16 protein-coding genes and 1 pseudogene are annotated in these 21,762 nt (G+C 41.0%); 3 read left to right on the top strand and 14 right to left on the bottom strand.

The window, feature by feature from the left end; translation table 11 throughout:
* Positions 1–15: 15 nt before the first annotated feature.
* Positions 16–1,695 (bottom strand): acyl-CoA dehydratase activase, encoded by a 1,680-nt coding sequence (locus ACTNC0_RS09550; protein WP_441087189.1) that lies wholly within the window; start codon positions 1,693–1,695, stop codon positions 16–18.
* Positions 1,688–2,959, bottom strand: coding sequence for a 2-hydroxyacyl-CoA dehydratase subunit D (locus tag ACTNC0_RS09545; protein WP_441087188.1), 1,272 nt, complete (start codon positions 2,957–2,959; stop codon positions 1,688–1,690). Before ACTNC0_RS09545 ends, ACTNC0_RS09550 begins: the two co-directional genes overlap by 8 nt.
* Before the next feature lie 359 nt (positions 2,960–3,318).
* Here ACTNC0_RS09545 and ACTNC0_RS09540 point away from each other — a divergent pair, with 359 nt between their 5' ends.
* On the top strand, positions 3,319–5,166 hold the full coding sequence (locus ACTNC0_RS09540; protein WP_441087187.1) for an ABC transporter ATP-binding protein: 1,848 nt from the start codon (positions 3,319–3,321) through the stop codon (positions 5,164–5,166).
* Entirely contained in the window at positions 5,163–6,929 is a 1,767-nt protein-coding gene (locus ACTNC0_RS09535; protein WP_441087186.1) for an ABC transporter ATP-binding protein, read from the top strand. The genes ACTNC0_RS09540 and ACTNC0_RS09535 overlap by 4 nt, the downstream gene beginning before the upstream one ends.
* 223 nt (positions 6,930–7,152) lie before the next feature.
* Here ACTNC0_RS09535 and ACTNC0_RS09530 read toward each other — a convergent pair whose 3' ends face one another.
* Entirely contained in the window at positions 7,153–8,940 is a 1,788-nt protein-coding gene (locus ACTNC0_RS09530) for an aminopeptidase P family protein (protein WP_441087185.1), read from the bottom strand.
* 128 nt (positions 8,941–9,068) lie between these two features.
* On the bottom strand, positions 9,069–9,875 hold the full coding sequence (gene larE / locus ACTNC0_RS09525; RefSeq protein WP_441087184.1) for an ATP-dependent sacrificial sulfur transferase LarE: 807 nt from the start codon (positions 9,873–9,875) through the stop codon (positions 9,069–9,071).
* Between the two features lie 463 nt (positions 9,876–10,338).
* On the opposite strand from larE, the gene ACTNC0_RS09520 reads away from it, so the two are divergent.
* Complete coding sequence (locus ACTNC0_RS09520; protein ID WP_441087183.1) at positions 10,339–11,463, top strand: acyltransferase family protein; 1,125 nt, start codon at positions 10,339–10,341, stop codon at positions 11,461–11,463.
* Positions 11,464–11,556: 93 nt separating this feature from the next.
* Here ACTNC0_RS09520 and ACTNC0_RS09515 read toward each other — a convergent pair whose 3' ends face one another.
* From ACTNC0_RS09515 to ACTNC0_RS09470, 10 genes and pseudogenes are all read right to left on the bottom strand, one after another.
* Entirely contained in the window at positions 11,557–12,942 is a 1,386-nt protein-coding gene (locus ACTNC0_RS09515) for an MATE family efflux transporter (RefSeq protein ID WP_441087182.1), read from the bottom strand.
* A 23-nt stretch (positions 12,943–12,965) separates the two neighbouring features.
* On the bottom strand, positions 12,966–14,270 hold the full coding sequence (locus tag ACTNC0_RS09510) for a putative ABC transporter permease (RefSeq protein WP_441087241.1): 1,305 nt from the start codon (positions 14,268–14,270) through the stop codon (positions 12,966–12,968).
* 557 nt (positions 14,271–14,827) lie between these two features.
* The gene (locus ACTNC0_RS09505) at positions 14,828–15,139 is read right to left on the bottom strand and encodes a PBECR4 domain-containing protein (protein ID WP_441087181.1); all 312 of its coding nucleotides are present in this window, start codon (positions 15,137–15,139) and stop codon (positions 14,828–14,830) included.
* Between the two features lie 312 nt (positions 15,140–15,451).
* Positions 15,452–15,856 (bottom strand): glycoside hydrolase family 95-like protein, encoded by a 405-nt coding sequence (locus ACTNC0_RS09500; protein ID WP_441087240.1) that lies wholly within the window; start codon positions 15,854–15,856, stop codon positions 15,452–15,454.
* Positions 15,856–17,352: pseudogene (locus ACTNC0_RS09495) on the bottom strand (1,3-beta-galactosyl-N-acetylhexosamine phosphorylase N-terminal domain-containing protein); the annotation flags it as partial. The pseudogene ACTNC0_RS09495 and the gene ACTNC0_RS09500, both read right to left, overlap by 1 nt.
* Positions 17,353–17,419: 67 nt before the next feature.
* A complete protein-coding gene (gene tnpA, locus ACTNC0_RS09490) occupies positions 17,420–17,830 on the bottom strand; it encodes an IS200/IS605 family transposase (protein WP_441087180.1) in 411 nt (136 codons plus the stop codon).
* A 380-nt stretch (positions 17,831–18,210) separates the two neighbouring features.
* Entirely contained in the window at positions 18,211–19,149 is a 939-nt protein-coding gene (gene tsf, locus ACTNC0_RS09485) for a translation elongation factor Ts (protein WP_118137476.1), read from the bottom strand.
* A gap of 99 nt (positions 19,150–19,248) precedes the next feature.
* Positions 19,249–19,992, bottom strand: a complete 744-nt coding sequence (gene rpsB / locus ACTNC0_RS09480; protein ID WP_117675401.1) for a 30S ribosomal protein S2 — start codon at positions 19,990–19,992, stop codon at positions 19,249–19,251.
* 197 nt (positions 19,993–20,189) lie between these two features.
* Positions 20,190–20,957, bottom strand: coding sequence for a pseudouridine synthase (locus ACTNC0_RS09475; protein WP_441087179.1), 768 nt, complete (start codon positions 20,955–20,957; stop codon positions 20,190–20,192).
* A gap of 102 nt (positions 20,958–21,059) precedes the next feature.
* Entirely contained in the window at positions 21,060–21,710 is a 651-nt protein-coding gene (locus ACTNC0_RS09470; RefSeq protein ID WP_441087178.1) for a lysostaphin resistance A-like protein, read from the bottom strand.
* Between the last annotated feature and the right edge of the window lie 52 nt (positions 21,711–21,762).

Raw genomic sequence — 21,762 nt, 5'->3', positions numbered from 1 at the left:
TTATAATAATACAGTCTATGCATTCACCATATCAGCAGCAAACAAAGCCGCACCAAGTGCACCACAAAGCTGCGCCTTATCACTGATCACCAGTTTTGTGCCAAGCTTCTCTTCCAGTGTCTTCACCAGACCTTTATTCTTGGAAACTCCGCCTGTCATCATGAATTTCTCTTCTCCACCCACACGTCTGGTGAGAGCCGCAGTTTTGACAGCAACCGCTTTATTCAGTCCGTGAACGATATCATCGGCAGCCTTATTCTGCGCGATCAGAGAAACAACCTCAGATTCCGCAAATACCGTACACATACTGGAAATCGTAATGTCTTCCTTAAATTCCAGGCCGCACTCACTCATCTGATCCAGACTCATTTCCATGGTACGCGCCATCATTTCCAGAAAACGTCCGGTTCCTGCTGCACATTTATCATTCATAACAAAGTTGGCCACTGCCCCGTTTTCATCCAGACGGATTACTTTACTGTCCTGTCCTCCAATATCAATAACTGTACGGACTTCCGGATTCAGGAAATGTGCGCCTCTGGCATGACAGGTAATCTCAGTGATACTCTTATCGCCATTTTTGATCGCGGTACGTCCATATCCAGTCGTAACCAGAGCATCTATATCCTCTCTCTGTAATCCGGCTTTATTTAATGCCTCTGAAAGCGCACGGTCCGCACCAATAGCCGCACCTGCGCCTGTAGGCAGGATAATACCTGTAACGATCTCATGTTCTTTATTTAAAATAACTACATCTGTACTTGTAGAACCACTGTCAATTCCAGCAAAATAACCTTTTCCCATTTTTTTCTCTCCTTTTGCGTTTCCATCTGTCGTCTGCTCCAGTGTCTCCGGCTGAATACTCTCTGCAAAAGCCTCCAGTCTGGTAAGAAGCTGACCGCTGCTTTGAATGGTATAATCTGATTCTATCTTCAAAAGAGGTACGTCTGTATGATTCTTGATATCTGCGTATTCAAAGCTATAGAAATCACAGAACTTTACAGTATGATAGATAATTCCTGCTATGGATGGATCATTATAAAGTTTCTTGCGTCCTGTAGGATCCATCATACGCATACATGGAATCTGTCCCAGGATTTCTCCGGCATACCAGTCCATCAGTTCATCAAAAGAAGCTCCTTGTGGCGGCAGCACATTTCCCACTGAGCGGTTATGTACGCAGGTATCATTCTCTACCGGAAGCGGCATTGCCTTACTTGTCATTTCAAATAGTTCCTGTCCCATTCTTGCACCAAGCACTGCAATATGCGGCTTTGTAAACTTCTCTGGCGCGTGGAAAGCAGCGCAGAATTTCTCAGGATCAAATTCTGTCCCTTTATATTTGGCATAAGCTTTTGCCAGACCCTTCAACTGAACAGCCATTCGCTCCCTGCTACAGGCGCTGTCACAGTGAAGCACATCCAGAATATAAAGAAAATCCAGTTTTCCACTTTCCAGAAGAATATCATATACACTTCGGATCGTATCACAGCAGCTTACTAAAACCAGCTCTTTGATTTTTCCTTCCATGACTCCTTCCAGAAGAGTTTTTCCAAATCCGCAGATATTCGGATGAGAAACCTGATCAGCCAGATCGAAACCATCCGGCATGTGGTTAAAATTCTCACATTCTCCGCCAAGAGACTCCAGAAGTTCAATCGGCGTATATTTACAGACATAATAAGTTTTATTCATTTTCAGCACCTCCCAGCATTTCCAGAAAAGCTCCCAGTCTGGTGGAAGTCTGCCCTTCTCCTCCATGACTTCTGTCACAGCCGTCGCCGTCCAGGATCAAAAGTGGCAGGCCGGCTTCCTCAAATTTCTTCTTTGCAAGCTGTGCAGCTCCAAGGGTATGTTTACAGCCCCAGTGTCCAAACCATACTGCCCCGTCTGCTCCTGCCTGTTTTGCATGACGGATTCCCGCTTCAATTCGTCTCAGAGCGCTTCCATTCAGAGAATGATATACCATTCTTCTCGCCATCGCTTCAAATGGTTTCTCCGGGTCAAAATCCGGCTCACAAGTCTCTGCCAGTTCGCATCCCACAATCTGTGCCTTCTCACTGAAACAAAGCTCCTGGCGCACTGCATCTGACCAGAATGGGATCGTGTGCATCCAGTAGATATGTTTGCCTTTTGCTTCCGGCGCTTTCTTAATATCTTCAAGAAGCATCTGGGTATATTTCTCTTCTTCTGCTGTTCCAAGCAAAATATTATTCGTCATTCCCGCATACAGTGGTGTAACCAGATCTGTCGGTACATATCTATCTGCACGCAGCTGCTGATATTTTTTATAATTTTCCAGAGTACGCTTACTACTGGCAAGACGCTTTTTCAATGCATCTTCTGAAATTGTCTTGCTGGTATGTTTTTCCAGGAATACTTTCAAGTCTCTCAACTGGTCTGCCACATACTGCACATTCTCCTCATTCTGCTGCCATGGTACATCAATGGCAAATGCCGGTACCTGGTAAAAATCAGCCAGTATACGGAACGTCAGCAGATTTGCATCACAGGTCAAGTTTGTATAGACAATACATTTCGGTTTCGGCAGAAGCTCTTTCTGCGCTGCTCCTAAGAATGTTTTGTGATAGCTGCAAAGGGTTTCAGCGATTCCCTGATTCTCTGCCTGCTGCAAGAATCCTCTCTCCGCTTTGCTGGCAGAAAGATAGCAGGAAAATCCCTCTACATTATATGGATGTAATCCCACCTCCTGCATCATTTCGCAGGGTGTAAAAATACTTACGATTACAGAATCATCCGGTTTCTGCAATGGATGCAACATCGTATCCATCATCAGATTTGCAAGATGTCTGTCTGCAGGCATCAGTCTCTTATCCTGCATGTAATGAAATTTCAGGTTCTGTGCTTCCCATCCCGTTTTTAACAGCCAGCGGGCGGACTCTGGCTTTGTGTTAGTCAAATTTTCAACATAATGACCAAATGTCTCAACAATCTGCATAAGTCTTCTCTTCCTCATTATATTATGGTGTTATGAGCAGAAAATCTCTTGCCCAAAATTTGATATTCAAAATAAAGCTGTATAATGAAGCATTGTAATAATATCTTTTTTCAAAGTCAAGAAATTTTTCTTTCTTACAATTCTTATCCGCTATATTACAATTGATAAATATATACATTTTTCTTACATTCTTATTGACAAAAAAGTCTCAAATGGTACACTTTTGATTGTATTATTTTTCATAAAGAGAAGATTAATATTACTATGATATCAGTGCCCAAAATGAAACTGTCATTCGTACCTGTCTGGTAATTTGGGAACTCTGATATCTTATAAAAAGGAAAGGAAGGAATTAAAAAATGCGTTCATTGGCAGTTTATTTAAAGAACTACAAAAAAGAAAGCATTCTGGCGCCATTTTTTAAATTTCTGGAAGTTGTATTCGATCTGATCGTACCTGTCATCATCGCCCAGATCATTGACGTGGGTATTGCAAACCATGACAACGGATACATCATCCAGAGATTTTTTATTCTTATTTTAATGGCAGCTTTCGGTCTTACCTGCAGCATTACGGCTCAGTTTTTCGCCGCAAAAGCCAGCGTAGGTTTTGCCACCAGATTAAGGCAGGCAGTTTATGATCACGTACAGTGTCTGTCCTTTACAGAACTTGACACTCTGGGAACAGATACTCTGATTATCCGGCTGACTGACGATATCAATCAGATTCAGAATGGTCTGAACATGGGACTTCGTCTTCTTCTTCGGAGCCCGTTCATCGTACTCGGATCCATGGTTATGGCATTTACCATTGACTTTAAATGTGCTCTGGTTTTTGCTGTTGCGATCCCATTTCTGTTTCTGGTTGTCTTCGTTATCATGTTTCTCAGTATTCCTTTATTTAAGAAGGTACAGGGAAAACTGGATACTGTTACTGGACTTACCAGGGAAAACCTTACCGGTGTCCGCGTTATCCGTGCATTCTGTCGTGAAAAAGAAGCAGTTCAGGAATTTGACTCACGTAATCAGGAATTGACAAAGTTAAACCTCTTTGTCGGAAGACTTTCTGCTTTATTAAATCCGGTTACTTATGTACTGATCAACATTGCCACTGTAATCCTGATCCAGAAAGCAGGTGTTGAGGTAAACTTAGGCGGTATGCAGCAGGGACAGGTCGTTGCGCTTTACAACTATATGGCCCAGATGATCGTCGAACTGATCAAACTTGCTTCCCTGATCATTACCTTAAACAAATCAGCAGCATGTGCAGGACGTGTGGCAGATATCCTGAAAGTAAAATCAACTATGAATTATCCTGCTGCATCTACCGCTACATCTGACTCTGACAAACCAGTCCAGAAACCAGGTTCTGTTGCAGAATCTATCAGTGCTTCATCCTCTTACAATGCTGACAATTCCGAAAATGTAGTTGTATTTGATGATGTTACTTTCGAATACAGCAAAGCCGGTGCTCCCAGCCTTTCCCATATCAGTTTTTCTGTAAAGAAAGGACAGACTGTCGGCATCATTGGTGGTACCGGAAGCGGTAAGACTACATTGGTAAACCTGATTTCCAGATTCTATGATACCAGCAAGGGAACTGTACTTCTGGATGGTCAGAATATTGAAAATTATACCAAAAATGATCTTCGTTCCAGAATCGGTGTTGTCCCTCAGAAAGCAGCACTTTTTAAAGGCACGATCCGTGATAACCTGAAATGGGGCCGCGAGGATGCCACTGACAAAGATTTATGGCAGGCACTTACCACTGCACAGGGAAAAGAAGTTGTAGAAGGAAAACCGGGACAGCTTGATTTCGAGCTGGAACAGAACGGTAAAAACCTTTCCGGCGGACAGAAACAGCGACTTACTATTGCCCGCGCCCTGGTAAAGAAACCAGAGATTCTGATTTTGGATGACAGCGCAAGTGCTCTTGACTTCGCCACTGATGCGGCACTTCGCAAATCTCTCAACAGACTTGACTGGAACGTAACCACTTTCCTGGTATCCCAGCGTTCCTCCAGTATTCAGCAGGCAGATCTGATCCTTGTTCTTGACAATGGAACGCTTGCAGGAAAAGGCACTCATGCCGAGTTACTGCGCACCTGTGATACTTATCGTGAGATCTATTTCTCCCAGTTCCCTGAAGAGAGAGCAAAATACGCCTCTGCATCTGCAGATGGTATGACAGCGGGGGTGACAGTATGAGCAAATCAATAACCAACAATGCATCAAAAGGAAAAAGTACTGAAACCTTCTTAAAGGTACTTCGTTTTATCGGAAGATATCGTTTCCTGCTGATCCTGAGTATTGTACTGGCAGCAATTTCAGTTATTTTACAATTATATGTACCGATCCTGTTTGGAAATGCCATTGACCAGGTAGTTGCCGAACATCAGGTAAACTTCGAGATGATGTGGTATTATCTGTCACGGATTCTTGTTATGGTTATCTTATCTTCCGTAGCTACATGGCTGATGAACGTAATCAATAACCGTATGACCTACCAGACGGTCAAAGATATCCGTGCCAAAGCAATCCGCCACATCCAGGTACTTCCACTCTCCTACCTTGACGGACACAGCACCGGTGATATCATCAGTCGCGTTATCGCAGATACGGATATCCTGTCTGACGGTATGCTGCTTGGATTTACACAGCTTTTCTCAGGAATCGTAACTATTATCGGAACATTGATCTTTATGTTCTCCAAGAACTTCTGGATCACATTAATGGTCATTGTCCTGACACCTTTAAGCTTCCTGGTAGCAAAATTTATTTCTTCCCATACCTTCCAGATGTTCAGAAAGCAGAGTGATGCCCGCGGACGTCAGACTGCTCTTATCGAAGAAATGATTGGAAACCAGAAAGTTGTTCAGGCTTTTGGATATGAGGAAAAATCCTCCAAACGTTTTGCAAGGCTTAACGAAGAATTACAGGACTGCAGTCTGAAGGCTATTTTTTACAGCAGTCTTACTAATCCGTCCACACGTTTCGTAAACAATGTAATTTACGCATGTGTAGCTTTGGCAGGTGCATTCATTATTCCTGGCGGCAAGCTGACAGTCGGAGGTCTTTCCGTACTTCTCTCCTATGCCAACCAGTATATGAAACCATTTAACGATATCAGCTCTGTCGTCACTGAACTTCAGAATGCTCTTGCATGTGCTGGCAGAATCTTTGATCTGCTTGAAGAAGAACCGGAAGTTGCCGAGGCTTCTGACACATTAAACAATGTCAAAGGGGAAGTAGATATCAAGAATGTTTCTTTCCATTATGATGAGTCAAAGAAATTGATTGAAGACTTTAATCTCCACGTAAAACCTGGTATGCGTGTTGCCATCGTAGGCCCTACCGGATGTGGAAAATCAACGTTTATCAATCTTCTGATGAGGTTTTATGATGTAAACGGCGGATTTATTTCTGTTGATGGTAAACCGATCAGAGACATTACCCGTCATTCCCTCAGAAGCAGTTACGGTATGGTTCTGCAGGAGACATGGATCAAGAACGGAACTGTCCGCGATAATATTTCTATCGGAAAGCCAGAAGCTACAGATACCGAGATCATTGAGGCTGCTAAACTTACTCACAGCTGGGAATTTATCCAGCGTCTTCCTAAAGGACTGGATACTATGCTGAATGAGGACAGTTTAAGCCAGGGTCAGAAACAGCTGTTATGTATCACAAGAGTTATGCTCTGCCTGCCTCCGATGCTGATTCTGGATGAGGCAACTTCCAGTATCGATACCAGAACAGAATTACAGATTCAGGAAGCGTTTGAGCGAATGATGGAGGGAAGGACAAGCTTTATCGTAGCTCACCGTCTCTCTACGATTCGAAATGCTGATCTGATCCTCGTTATGAAAGACGGAAGCATTATCGAACAGGGAACACATGATGAATTGATTGCAAAAGGTGGTTTCTACCATACTCTGTATAATAGTCAGTTCGCAAAAGTTTCTGAGTAAATAATAAAAGGGTTACTGTTCACTCCTTCTCAGTAACACGCTTCGCGATGCAGGAAATATGAACCTCCTTGTGCAAAGTCCAAGGAGGTTCATTTGCTTCGCAAACTTAATTTATGCTAATCGCATAAATTCGCGCTGTATGTCTCGGAATTTTGGCATTTTCATGCCAAAACACCTCGCGGGATAATGACATGTGAACAGTAATATAAAAGAAACTATTTCATCAGATTGCTCTGGTAGCTTCTTTCAGCCATTCTTTCTCTTCATTTTCCAGATACGGAGATATCTTCTTATACACCTGTGCATGGTAATCATTCAGGAGTTTTCTCTCCCTTGCAGTCATCTGTTCCGGAATAATACCATCCAGATCAAACGGAACCATTGTCAAAAATTCAAAGCACATAAACTGACCATAAGAAGTTTTCTCCGCCTTTTTGCATACCAGCATATTCTCATGGCGGATTCCATATCCATCTTCCACATAATACCCAGGTTCATCAGAAGTGATCATTCCTTCTTCAAAGACTGCGTTGCCGCCCGGCACATTTCTCCATCGGAAGCTATTCGGACCTTCATGAACATTCAGAAGATATCCGACTCCATGGCCGGTTCCATGATTAAAATCCTGTCCAAGTTCCCATAATGGACCACGTGCCAGATAATCCAGATTCACACCGGTACATCCATAACGGAATTTCGCAGCCCCAAGATTCAGCATTCCGCGAAGTACTGCCGTAAAATACATCTTCTGTTCCTCTGTGACCGGTCCCATTACCACTGTACGTGTAATGTCAGTTGTTCCCTCATAATAGTTGCCGCCTGTATCTGCCAGCACAAAGCTTCTTGGCTCAATCGGAATATCTGTCTCAGGTGTGGCAAAGTAATGATTGATTGCTGCATGAGCACCATAAGAAATAATCGGATCAAAGCTATTATCAATAAAATTCTGCTGTTCTGAACGCAGACTGTACAATTTATCTGCCGCACTCATCTCAGTAATCGGAATCTTTCCTACATTTTTCTTCAGCCAGTAGATAAATTTTGTCACTGCCACTCCATCTTTAATATGAGCGATCCGTTCATTCTCTACCTCTGTCGGATTCTTGATAGCCTTCGGAAGGAATGTCAGATTTTCTTCATCCAGAATTGTCGCGTCAGAAGAAATGCTGCTTACCAGACGGCTGTTTGCTTTTCTTTTACATAACAGAACTTTTGTATCTTTTTCAAATTCTTTGACATATTCATAAATACTGTCATAAGGAAGGAGAGAAACTCCATCCTCTGCCAATATGTTCAATACTTCTGCCGGGAATGCTTTCTCATTCGCGAACAATTTAATTTCTTTCTCCGTCATAATAAGGTAAGAAAGAACAACCGGACAACACTCCACATCTCCTCCACGAATATTTAAAAGCCACGCAATATCATCCAGAGAAGTCAGTACAAACGCGTCCGCTTCCTTCTCCTTCATTGCCTTACGGATTCGTGCACATTTATCTGAACGTGTCTCTCCCGTCCATTTTACATCCAGTTCCATTACCTGTTCACAGGAGAGTGCCGGACGATCTTCCCATATATCTCCGACAAGGTCATGATCTACATCAAGGGACACACCTTTTTTTCCAAGAAGCAGTTCAAGTTCTGCTGCCTCTTTCGCACTGACCGTACGTCCGTCAAAACCCAGACACATCCCATTCGTCAGCGTCTTTTCCAGAAATTCATGGACAGTCAGAACCTCCGGCTCACCCATTTTAAATAAGTCAATCCCGCTGCCTTCCAGCTGATTAGCTGCCTGGATAAAATAACGTCCATCTGTCCATAAGCCTGCCATATCCTGCATGATCACCGCAGTTCCCGCAGAACCGTTAAAACCGGTGATATATTTCCTGCATTTGAAATATTCTCCGACATATTCTGATCCATGAAAGTCATCTGTAGGAACCAGATAAGCATCGATTCCTGTCTCCTTCATTCGTGCCCGAAGTGCTGCTACTCTCTCTTTTACTGTCATTTGTTTTTACCCTTAAGGCTGCCCGCTGCAGTCTTTCCTATCTGCGTATAATATAAAAGGGCGGCCACAAAAATATGCAGCAGCCCTTTTTATGTATTCAGTGTAATAATATCAGAGATATTTGTCAATTACTTTTTCTCGAGAGTCTCGTTCATACTTCCCATACGGTAACCTAAAATATCCATAGTTACATAAGTAAATCCATACTCTTTAAATTTCTTTGCAATATCTTCACGAACATCTTTTTTCAGAAGTTTCGGAAACTCCTCCGGCATAATCTCAATTCTGGCAAGAAGACCATGAATACGGACACGAACCTGATGGAATCCATAGTCTAGCAAAAGCTGCTCCGCTTTCTCAACCATTCCAAGTTTCTCCTCACTGATCGTCTCACCATATACAAATCTGGACGACAAACAGGCAAAGGACTGCTTATCCCAGGTTGGAAGTCCAAGTTCTTTGGAATATTCTCTGATTTCCGCTTTCGTGAGCTTCGCTTCACGTAACGGGCTCTTAACTCCGAGTTCCTTTACCGCGATCAGACCTGGTCTGTAATCACCATTGTCGTCCATATTAGAACCTTCTGCAATATACTTGATTCCGTTTTCTTTTGCGATATCACCAATCTTCTCGAACAGTTCTTTCTTACATAAATAACATCTGTTTGGCGGATTCTGGGAAAATCCTTCAATCTCCAGTTCTTCAGACTGGCAGATCACATGTTTGATACCCTCTTTCTCACAGAATGCCTTCGCCTCATTCAGTTCTCTTTTCGGGAAAGAACATGACTGGGCTGTAATGGCGATTACTTTGTCCCCAAGTACATCATGCGCTACCTTTAACAGAAAAGTAGAATCCACGCCGCTTGAAAAAGCAACCGCTACGCTTCCGAGTTCTTTCAGATATTCTTTTAAATGTTCCAGTTTATTTTCCATAGTGTAAACCTCCTGCTTGTTTTCCTCTTCGTTACTATCATGCGGATATTTATAAGCTACTTTCGCAATTTACTCATAACCGCCTTTTTTCTTTGTAAAACTCTAATTTGATTAATCATATCATTAAAGTAGGGTTTAATGTCAAGTACTAAATTTCTTACTGAGAACGGAACCCGTTACTGTTCACTCCGTACCTGATAACCGGAGCCGTTACTGTTCACTCCGTTCTCAGTAACGTAGCCCCAATACACAATATTGAAATTCCAATATTGCTAATGAAATAGATATATTATATAATACATTTGTGTGTGTTTGAAATACCATTTTGCAAGATTTATCATAAGTTTGCCAAAGATTTTTTATTATCAGGCACGAAATGGGCACTGGCATCATTACTGTTCACATGTATTTTTCAAACACACTCCGGAAATTTTATATCATAAAAAATATATTGGAGTATATCATGAAAAAATCAACTACCTCATCAGTTCATGCATTTGGCAGTCAGGAATCTCTCTGTCTTAAGGGAATTGCCATCGTCATGCTGATCTGCCACCACTGTTTTTTAGGTCCGGCGCGCTATAAGGGTCAGGCCGTTACGTTTATCATTCCAGAAAACATATGGAATTATGTTGCTCTCTTTTTCAAGATTTGTGTATGTATTTTTGCATTTATCAGTGCCTATGGAATTACCTGGAAAATAAAAAGTTCCTGTCATTTTGATTCTGCAGAGCAAACTCAGAAAGACCTCAGAAACATATTACTTTCCCGCCTGATCCGCCTTCTGGCCAGTTTTATTTTGGTTTTTCTGCTCGTAGACGTTTTTGCTTTGTTTTATGATCCATGGCGCTTTGCAGAAATTTATGGAACTTCATTTCCTGTATGTATCGCATATTTTATTTTAGATATGCTGGGACTTGCACAGCTTTTACACACACCTACTTTTTTAGGTACCTATTGGTATTACAGTCTGGCAATTGTGATCATTCTGCTGGTACCATGTTTTTACTTACTTATCAGGAAGATAGGGACTGTTCCTTTTCTTGGGCTGATCGCAGTCATCAATTTTACAGTTTCTATTCCAAATCATAATTTCTGGCGTTATCTTTTATGTATTGCAGTTGGAGTTTCATGTGCTTACAACAATACCATTGTTAAAATTATGAATTGGGATATCATAAAATCACAAAAATGGAACCATCTTGTAAAATTTTTCATAGAATTTTTACTGCTATTTGTTCTTATGGTTCTACGACAGGGTCCATTAATGGATATACTCTATCCATTTTGGGATGCAGTAATTCCAGTTGTTTTTGCTTCTTTTTGCTGTGAATTTATAGTTATAATTCCTGGTTTGCGACAGCTTCTTATATTCCTTGGAACATATTCGGCTAATATTTTTATTATACACAATTACATTCGCAAAGTATGGTTTTATGATTTTACCTATAGCTTTAAATACCCTCTGTTAATCGTAATGGTTTTACTTTCAATTTCACTGGTTTTGTCCATCTGTATTGAACAACTAAAGAAAATCATTCATTACAATAGTTTTACCAGTCTTTTGGTTCAGAAAATATGTAAATAAAAACTTTATCCACCACGCAAAATGTCCCTGTGTTACCATCGTAAGTAACGCAGGGACATTTTATTATTCCTTTATTATTCCTTTATTATTCCTTTATTTTTCATCTGTATGTGTAACCTTTGCCAGCGTATCCAGTGACAGTATTTTTCTGATATTTAACAAAAATAACGTACAGGCAGTAACTACAGAAATGATATCTGCAATTGGCTCTGCATAATACACACCCATAACACCAAAGAAATGCGGCAGAATAACAGCAAAAGGAATTAACAGCACTACTTTTCTAAGTATTGCAATACACAGAGAAATTTTCGCCTGTCCCAGGCCAAGGAAAGAGCTCTGTATTCCACTCTGAAGTCCGAAAATAGACATTCCCATAATATATATCGGCAGAACTCTCTTTACCAGGTCTATCAAATCCGCATCATTCGTAAACATTCCTGCAAAAACACCCGGACAGGTCATTGCAAACATCACATATGCAAAAGAAAACAAAAATGTGATAATAAGCATATTTTTTATTGCTTTTTTGACACGTTCAAACTGTCCTGCACCAAAATTATAACTGATAATCGGCTGTACTCCATTTGTGAATCCATTGATTGGTACAAAAATCAGCTGTAGAACACTCTGTAAAATTGTCATAGATCCAACATACAAATCTCCGCCATACGTCTGTAATCCATGATTCATTACAATAGTTATCGCACTCTCCGTAGCAGACATAATAAACGGAGATACTCCCAATGCCAGTATTGAGCCAAGGATTTTCACGTCTGGCTTCAAATCAGAAATTCGGAGATGGATCTGCGATTTCGCTGAAATCAGGAAACTCAGCACCCAGACCGTACTTAATGCCTGCGAAATCACAGTTGCTATCGCAGCTCCTACAACTCCCATATCCAGAACAAAAATAAAAACAGGATCCAGAATAATGTTAACTATTGCACCGATTAATACTGAAATCATAGCCGTTCTTGCATATCCCTGACAGCTGATAAACGTATTAAGTCCTACCGCAAGCTCCACAAAAACTGTTCCCAGAAGATATACTGTTATATACGAAGCCGCATATTCTATTGTATAATCACTGGCGCCAAACATATAAAGCAATGGCTTTTTTAATCCCAGAAATACTGCCATGAGCACGCCTGAAAATACTAATAGCAAAAAAGTAGAATTCCCAAGAATTTTTTCTGCACGTTTATTGTCTCTTTGTCCCATAGCAATAGCTGCCAATGGTGCTCCTCCTCCATTGGCAAATCCTGCAAATGCAGATACGATCGTAATGACAGGAAAGGTAACTCCCACTCCGGTCAGTGCTGCTGCTCCGACTCCCGGAATCCTTCCTATATATATTCTGTCGATAATATTATATAAAACATTTACTATCTGCGCTAATACAGATGGCAATGCCAGCTGCAGCATCAATTTTAATATCTTTTCCGTTCCAAGACGACTGTCTGATTTTGTTTCCATATGATTTCCTAATTTCCTTTTCGTTAATGTGTTGATTTCGCTTTTGGGTAAATATGTTTCATTCTGGCATCGTCAAAATGTGTATCCACCCATTTTTCTATCTGATTCTGTGCCGTTATTCCCTGTGCACGCTGATCGTAACGTATCAGTGCTATAGAGGAAACTATAATATTACAGCACATAAACACAGTCAATATCCAGGTTATCACCTTTCCTGGTTTTACAGGGATCTTTTCGATCAGACCTGAGAGAAGCGGATATAACTTCTTAAACCATACCACCGCTGCAATTCCCCAGAAAAAACAATACAAAAGATTAATTCTTCCTCCCAGATTAAACGGAAGCTTACTGTAATCCCAGAATACTTTTCCGAAAAAAATCTCGGTAAACACACTGCACAGGTATTCATAGGCACCCCCGAGGAATGTGCCTGTCAGAAAAAGGAAACTCTCACTGTGATCCTTGTATTTATATAAAAACCAGGTAACAAGTGCAAGCGCAAATCCCCACACGATACTGAAAGGTCTCCATACAAGACTGCTTCTGCTCATCCAGTATCCCATCGTGATCCGGCAGAAAACTGTTTCGATAATATCAACCAAAATTGCACTGATGATAAAAAGCAGCATCAGTTTATAAAATCCACAGCCTTGCGCAAAAATGTTCTCAGATGTAACAGATTCCGCTGCCTGCATCTTTTTTACCTTTGGATAAGCCTTCTGAATTCTGCGTTCGATCAGTCCGGTGATCCACATGCTAAGCTGGCCACTTACTTTATCAAACTGCTCATTCGCAGCCGCCCACTGTTCCAGATAAGGACCTTTCTTTATCAGCAAAAGGTACGAAGCTGTGATATCCACAAGAAGCACGATAACCAGAACTAATAATATAATATGTAACAGTACAGATGGAAAAACAGATAACAACTTCCATGTCAGATTATTTCCCCATCTGACCATGACATATCCCAGGACACCCCACAGAGCAGAGGCCGGAAGACAGATATATCCATCCAGATTCCATTTCACCTCAGAATAATCCCACCAGCGTTCTTTGAAAGCCATCTCGATAAGATGACCTCTGATCCACTCGATTACTGTGGCATAGATCATAGAATACCAGAACAACCAGAATCCTGTCAGTTCCTGCAATCCAACGGAAATCAACACTGCTGTGATTCCGTACATAACGCAGAACGGTCCGTTCACAAGGCCTCGGTTAGAAAACTTTCTCTGTCTCAAGGTAGCTGTCACAGTTTCCAGAACCCATCCCAGAAACGAATATGCAAAAAACAGCCACAATAGTTCATAACCTGAAAAAATATTTATTTGTGTCTTCTCATAATTTTCTCCATTTCTTTACGATCTTTATTATATTACTATTTTCCCTCTCATCAATCAACAATTATTTATAACATTGTAAGCGATGAATAGCTTACCTTCTTTCTTAAAGAAACTTTTAAATTTTTCCAGTAAAAGAGCATCCCAGACCTTTCGTTCCAGGATGCTTCTGATTATTTCTAACATTTGTTTCTTTATTGGATGTAAAAATAATGTTCATTAATATTCCTTTCTCCTTAAAATTTTACTCTTCTCAGCAGCACGTTATCCTGCCTTGTATCTCCCCTGTACATAATCTCCGTCAAAACAGTTTTGTAACCAACCCCAATGCTTTATTAGCCAAATTGACATCAATTCCTGCAGTTTCTCATTTTCATTGGAATAATTATAAGATAGAATTCATTACTTTAGAGTTTTATTGATACAATTATAACTCTGTTTATCCCAAATTCACATAAACGATATAATACAAAACATGCACAAAATGTTATATCTTTTACAAGGAACAGCAAATTTTCTATTTTCTGCAGTTTTATCTTTTTATATCACCCAACCAGCATTGCAATCTGTCCGATATGCTTAATCTTACGCTTACACAATGAAAAAGGGTGCTGCGGTGTAAAAAATATCTGCGAAGCCTGAAGCATCTTTTTTGCTGCGTAACTATAAAATTTTTTTGCGGAAAGGTTCGTAGCCACACCTGTTAAGTGCCTGAAATTGGCAGCTTTATAAAGCACCTCAATATATCTGCCTTCAAATACATATAGAAATCTTTTACCTACTAGATGCTTCCTGTACAGATCGGCAGCTATTTTAATCTCCTGTACGATTTTCTCTCTATCCTGTTGTTTTCCCATCTATCTTTTCCCAATCATCACTATAATATAAAAACAGCACCGGACAACTTTTTTGTTATCCGGTGCCCATAATCTTAAAAAGCGGTTTTATGCTGGCTGTCAGCCGCGACATCCTTCCGAACGCCTAAAATGTCGCCGGTATCATTAAGTCCCCGGCGCGGACTCACCGTATCTCCCTGGTGTGGGCGTAATACCCTTCCGAGTATCAGATAGTCCCGGTCATTACCCTGCCCAGGCACAGTACAGCTTTTACGTGCCGCTACACGAAACCTTTTTGGTTTAACTATATTATATGCGATACCCTAAGAAATATCAATAGTTTCCGTTAAAAATCACGTCCTCTGTCCCATCAGGTTTTAAAAATACTGTTTTTGAAACCCCATTACATTCCAGCGTTAATTTCTGCTCATGGGGAGAAGAAAGACGAACCCTGTGTATCCTGCAATCTCTCCATTCGAAATCAACTGTGATGTCACCCTGCGCCTTCATTCCCCGGACTTTTCCGTCCTTCCATTCATCCGGAAGTGCCGGAAGTAACAGGATATGCCCTTTCCTGCTCTGGACGAGCATCTCTGCAACCGCAGCTGCAAAGCCAAAATTCCCATCGATCTGGAACGGCGGATGTGCACACAGCATGTTGGGATATAGTCTTTTCCTTTGTAAATAACCATATATACCCTTCTGAACGTTTGGCGACCCTGTGCCAGACAGATTCATCACTGAATTTGATACCATTTAATCTCATTTGGTTCCATATGAAGTTCAAAACTGCTTCCATCTCCGATGTATACCGTTGTATCCTGCGGTTCATAAGTATTATTCACAACACAGTATTTCTTATTTTTTACATATGCATGAACCTCAACATTATAATTTGAAGAATACCAGCGATAAAGTTCCTTCTCAGCAGATGCTGACCAGAGAACTGCCCTGTAAAGTACACGGCTATTCTCGAAGCTATATGGAAGACCACTGATATAAACACCTCTTCCTTTTCCAAAGGTCTTTACAGCCATCTGTACTTCCTGATTTTTATGAATCAGAATTTCTGTTTCAGGCAATGCAAAAATATTTTTCTTGCCTTCACCAAAATCAACATCGCCCTCTGTATCCTGAAGGATAAAGTGATCTCTATGCTCATCCCAGTTATATTTGTCAGTATTTAAGTTGAATCCTCGTTCTTCTTCTACACCAAGGATATCATCCAACTGGAAGAATTTACCCTGCCACTGATGAGCAGCTGGTTCCCCTACTCCTATAAATCCTCCACCATTATAGACAAATTCTCTGATGGCAGTACTAATTGTTTCATCAATCCAGTTTTCGCCACCTGTCTGTGCAGTATCTGCATCTCCTACGTTAATGATCACATCGAAGTTTTTCAACAGTTCCCTGTTTTCACGGATATCATCAAAGCTAATAAAGGATACATCAAACGGTGCACCACTTAATGCCTCTATAATTCCAAAATAAGAATAATTCTGCTTGTAATAAATCGCATGATGTACCATGTGATTTCCCCGGGAACGCATTTTACCCCAGCAGTTCAGAACTGCTACACGTTTCACACAATACAGGGTAGTTCTCTGTATATTATCATATAAAGTACGGAATTCATCGCAAACCTCCTGGATATACTGCACAAAATCCGGAAATTCCAGGGCGAGCTTTAGATATCCGCCATATCCGATTCTCTGAATCGGGCTTCTCAGAATGGCTCTCCTTGCTGTTACCCAGTTCACTTTTGCTTCCTTTACCGGGTCCCCACCTTCATGGAATGTATCTGGAAAAAAATATGGAAGAAATCTTCCCTCTGTATATTTAACATTCTTGATATCGCTGAACAAACGAAGGGTTGCTCCATTCCCCACACTTCCTACAACTGCATCCAGTCCAATTGATGCAAATTCATCCATAAATGGTTCCATGCCGATCCAGTGATCACCCATAAACATCATAGCTTCTTTTCCATACTCATGAACAATATCAACCATCTCTTTTGTCTCACCGGTAGTACGATCAATTACTTCCTACCATCTCTGAATGTTATCTCTTGTGTTCACAACAAGCATGTCCGGATAGAGATGATCCATGAGATGTATCTCAAGTGTACCTGAAACAGCTGTATGGAATGATGTCATAATATACATCTGCTGTATTTCATCTGGATTTTCTTTTGCCCATCTATTATCTTTTCGGGTTGTATAAGAGGTTCGCATATTCCCAGCTGACCTTTATGGATGTTTTCTTTGACAGCAACATTTCCTCTCCTCCATCGTATCAGTACGCTTTGCTCTGATGTTCGATATACCTGCGGATATTTTCTTCCGATACAGATCCGACCGTTTCCACATAATAGGAATGGTTCCACAGCTCCCCTTTCCAAAGCTGGTTTCTTATTTCCGGAAAACGTTCGAAAAGTTTTCTGCCGGAGATCCCCTTTAGGTATTTTACGATTGCAGTTATGGATAACTTCGGAGGGGCTGACACAAAACAGTGTACATGGTCTCCTTCCCCACATTCAAACAGATAAACCGTAAAGCCCTTATCTTCTGCGATTTCCTGCACCAGTTCCTGCAGATATGCCTCGACCTCCACATTTAATATCTTCCGCCGGTATTTTACCGTCCATACCATATGGTAATTAATATTGCACACACAAGTGCGGTAATGTATAAGATTTTCTTTCATGCATATAGTATACCATGATATCAAAAATTCCGCCACAAAAATCGAACATATTTTCTTTTTATAATTCTGGATACAGCTTTTTATAGAAAGCTTTTATAGAAAAAAATTGAACGAAAACCGTTTTGTTATTTCTATTTATTATGAGTGCAGATATGCACAGTTTACGCTTTCATCTCCGTAATTGACATTGCCGAGGATTCCCGCTTTTTATCCTAAACGATTTGACGATTTCAGTGATGCCTGAAGATAATTTAGACTTTTTAGAAAAAAATAGAGAAAAAAGCCCTGAAAATCTTATAATCACTTCTAAAACGTAGTGTTTATAAGACTCTCAGGGCCTATAAATACTTAAATTTAAATAGAAAATTAATCTTTACAGATTATTTACCCATCTGTTTTGCAACTTCTTCTGCGAAGTTCTCTTCTTTCTTTTCGATACCATCACCAGTCTCGTAACGTACGAAACCTTTGATTGCAATTTTAGCGCCGTTTTCTTTAGCAACCTGCTCTACATATTTAGCTACAGACTGTTTTCCATCTTCAGCTTTAACGTATGTCTGGTCAAGAAGGCAGATTTCTTTAAGTTCTTTTTTGATACGACCTGTAATCATTCCTTCGATAACCTTAGCCGGTTTCTGGGATTCTTTCGGATCGTTCTGAATCTGAGCCATAAGGATTTCTTTCTCATGCTCAATGTATTCTGCGCTTACTTCGCTATCGCTTGTGTACTGTGGTTTCAGAGCTGCAATCTGCATTGCTACGTTCTTAGCCATTTCTTTAACAGCATCGTTAACTACGTCTGTTTCAACGTCTACAAGAACACCGATCTTACCGCCCATATGTGTGTAGGAAGCAACGAAACCGTTCTCTTCTGTAACCTGAGCAAATCTTCTGATGTTCATGTTCTCGCCGATAACTGCGATCTGAGCTGCAAGAGCTTCTTTAACAGTCTTAGTTGTATCAAGTGCCCATGCTTCTGCAAGGAAAGCATCGATATCTGCTGCTGTTGTGTTCATAGCCTGAGCTGCAACATCTGCTACGTAATTCTGGAATTTCTCATTCTTAGCTACGAAGTCTGTCTCAGCGTTAACTTCTACAACAACTGCTTTCTTTCCGTCTTCGGAAACTAAAGTTTTGCAAAGACCTTCTGCTGCTACACGGCTTGCTTTCTTCTGTGCTGTAGCAAGACCTTTCTCGCGAAGGAATTCTACTGCTTTATCCATATCACCTTCTGTAGCTGTAAGAGCTTTCTTACAATCCATCATTCCGGCGCCGGTCATTTCTCTTAATTCTTTTACCTGTGCTGCTGTGATAGCCATTTCATTTTCCTCCTGAATAATATTCGTAAATCGCCCGGAGGGGCTTTTCCTTTTCAATGACAGGAAAGCCTGTCGGCTTTCCTGTACTGGTTCAAAAAATTATTCTTCTGTAGCTGCGAACTCTTCAGATTCAGCTTCGATTTCACCGTCTACATCTGTAGTACCCTGTTTTGCTTCGATAACAGCGTCTGCCATTTTGGAAACGATTAATTTTACTGCACGGATAGCGTCATCGTTACCTGGGATTACATAATCCAGTTCTTCTGGATCGCAGTTAGTATCACAGATACCGATAAGCGGGATTCCTAATGTATGAGCTTCCTGTACGCAGATTCTTTCTTTCTTAGGATCTACGATGAAGATTGCATCCGGAAGTCTCTTCATTTCTTTGATACCACCTAAGTTTTTCTGTAACTTAACAAGTTCTTTTTTCAGTTCGATAACTTCTTTTTTAGGAAGAACGTCAAATGTTCCATCAGCTTCCATAGCTTCGATCTGTTTCAGTCTTGCAATACGGCTCTGGATAGTTTTGAAGTTTGTAAGCATACCACCTAACCATCTCTCGTTTACATAGAACTGTCCGCAACGCTCTGCTTCTGTTTTGATAGCATCCTGAGCCTGTTTCTTTGTTCCTACGAATAAGATGCTTCCGCCGTCTGCTACGATATCAGCGATTGCATTGTAAGCATCGTCAACCATACCTACAGACTGCTGTAAGTCGATGATGTAGATACCGTTTCTCTCTGTGTAGATGTATGGAGCCATTTTAGGGTTCCATCTTCTTGTCTGATGTCCGAAATGTACGCCTGCTTCTAAAAGCTGTTTCATTGAAATAACGCTCATGTTTGTTCTCCTTTTTGGTTAATTTCTTCCGCCCGGTTCTTTTTCCTGGGGACCCAGCCTCACACCGCAGGGCACCATCCGCGGGAATCTCCGAACGTGTATATTTTGCACACGCAATAGATGCGCATGACTCGCAACTTCTGTAGTATAGCATACAAAAACCCTCCATGTAAAGAGGGTTTTTTGCAAATTTTCTATTATTTTGCCGCAACACTGTCTTTTAGTTTTTTCTCTTCTTCGGCTGTTAACTGGCGGCATTCGCCTATGTCCAAGTCATCCGGCAGGCTCAAAACACCCATGGAAATTCTTTTCAGATAAGTAACTTTCTTTCCCACTGCCTCAGTCATTCGTTTAACCTGATGGAACTTACCCTCTTTGATAGTAAGCTGGATTTCCGAAATCCAGCCGGACGGATATTGTTCCAATTCTGTATCTTCAGTTTTTCTTGTGCTGAGGATTTCAAGTTTTGCGGGCATAGTTGGATTTTTTTCTCCAATTTCAAGTCCCTGTGCAAATTGCTGTACATCCTCATCTGTCATGCATCCGTCTGTGACAGCATAATAAGTTTTGTCCACGTGTTTCTTCGGAGAAAGAAGTTCATGTGCCAGTGCTCCGTCATCTGTGATCAGAAGCAGACCTTCTGTGTCTTTATCCAGTCTTCCTACCGGGAACAGACCTTTTCTGTCTGACGGGACCAGCTCCATTACTGTTCTGTCACACTTGTCTTCTGTTGCACTGACATAACCTGCGGGTTTATGCAGAAGATAGTAAACAAACTCCGGCGCTTTGGAGACTACCGTTCCATCCAGAATTACTTCGTCTGTTTCACTGACCTTTAGCTCTGGCTTCTTTGCTGTTATACCGTTGACCTGAACTTTTCCCTTTTGAATATATTTTTTTACTTCACTTCTTGTGCCGCTTCCTGCATCTGCAAGGAATTTGTCGAGACGTATCGCTTTCCCCATTCTTTTCTCCTGTCAATCCACATACTATTATTGTTCTATTTTCACTCTGTCGGCTGTAAAATCTATTTTTAAAGTGAAATCTCTCTCACGTCCGGTTAATACTCATATCATTCTCTTCTTTTCCCGTATGCTGCTCATTTTCTCAAAATGAATAAAGCAATATACTACGCTAAATAGCAGAATCAGATAAATCAGTATCAAAATCTGCATGCCATACTTTGTCGAAAACAAATCCAGTGCATACTCTGTAATCAGCAGCGACCAGATATTAGCTCCCATATGAAGCAGCATACTACTGTAGATATTCCCGCTCATTTCCAGAATATATGCAAATGCAATTCCCAGAATACTTGCATAAATTCCCTGCACAATGTTTCCATGATAAATGCCAAATATCAGTCCCGATATCACTGCTGCCACCGGCATTTTAAGCCAGTCACGCAACCGCAGATAGATCAGCCACCTGAAAATCATTTCCTCTGCTGCCGGTGCAACAATTCCCATCCAGAAAATCATCATAAGAAGGGATTTTCCCTCTGTAATCCTGGTCATGCTATCCTGATAAGTTGTGCTGCTGATAAATGACTGCAGCATTGCCATAAGAAAGTTTCCATACTGTGCCAATCCTGCTCCTGCCAGAAGCAAAAGAAATATCTGTGGCAAAGAAAGCCTGACTTTTTTCTGTACAGGTATCAATCCGCCCGCAATTCTTCTTACCTTATCTCTGCGATAAAAAAACAATGCAGGTATCATCGCCAGGATGCCTGTCAGTCCTGTAAGGAAAATTGTATAATTATAATAAGTT

It is taken from the genome of Blautia sp. HCP3S3_B11, assembly GCF_052064435.1.
In the GTDB taxonomy this organism is placed as follows: domain Bacteria; phylum Bacillota; class Clostridia; order Lachnospirales; family Lachnospiraceae; genus Blautia_A.
Note: the sequence above shows the minus strand (reverse complement) of the source record. Positions and strands in the feature narration are given on the sequence as shown.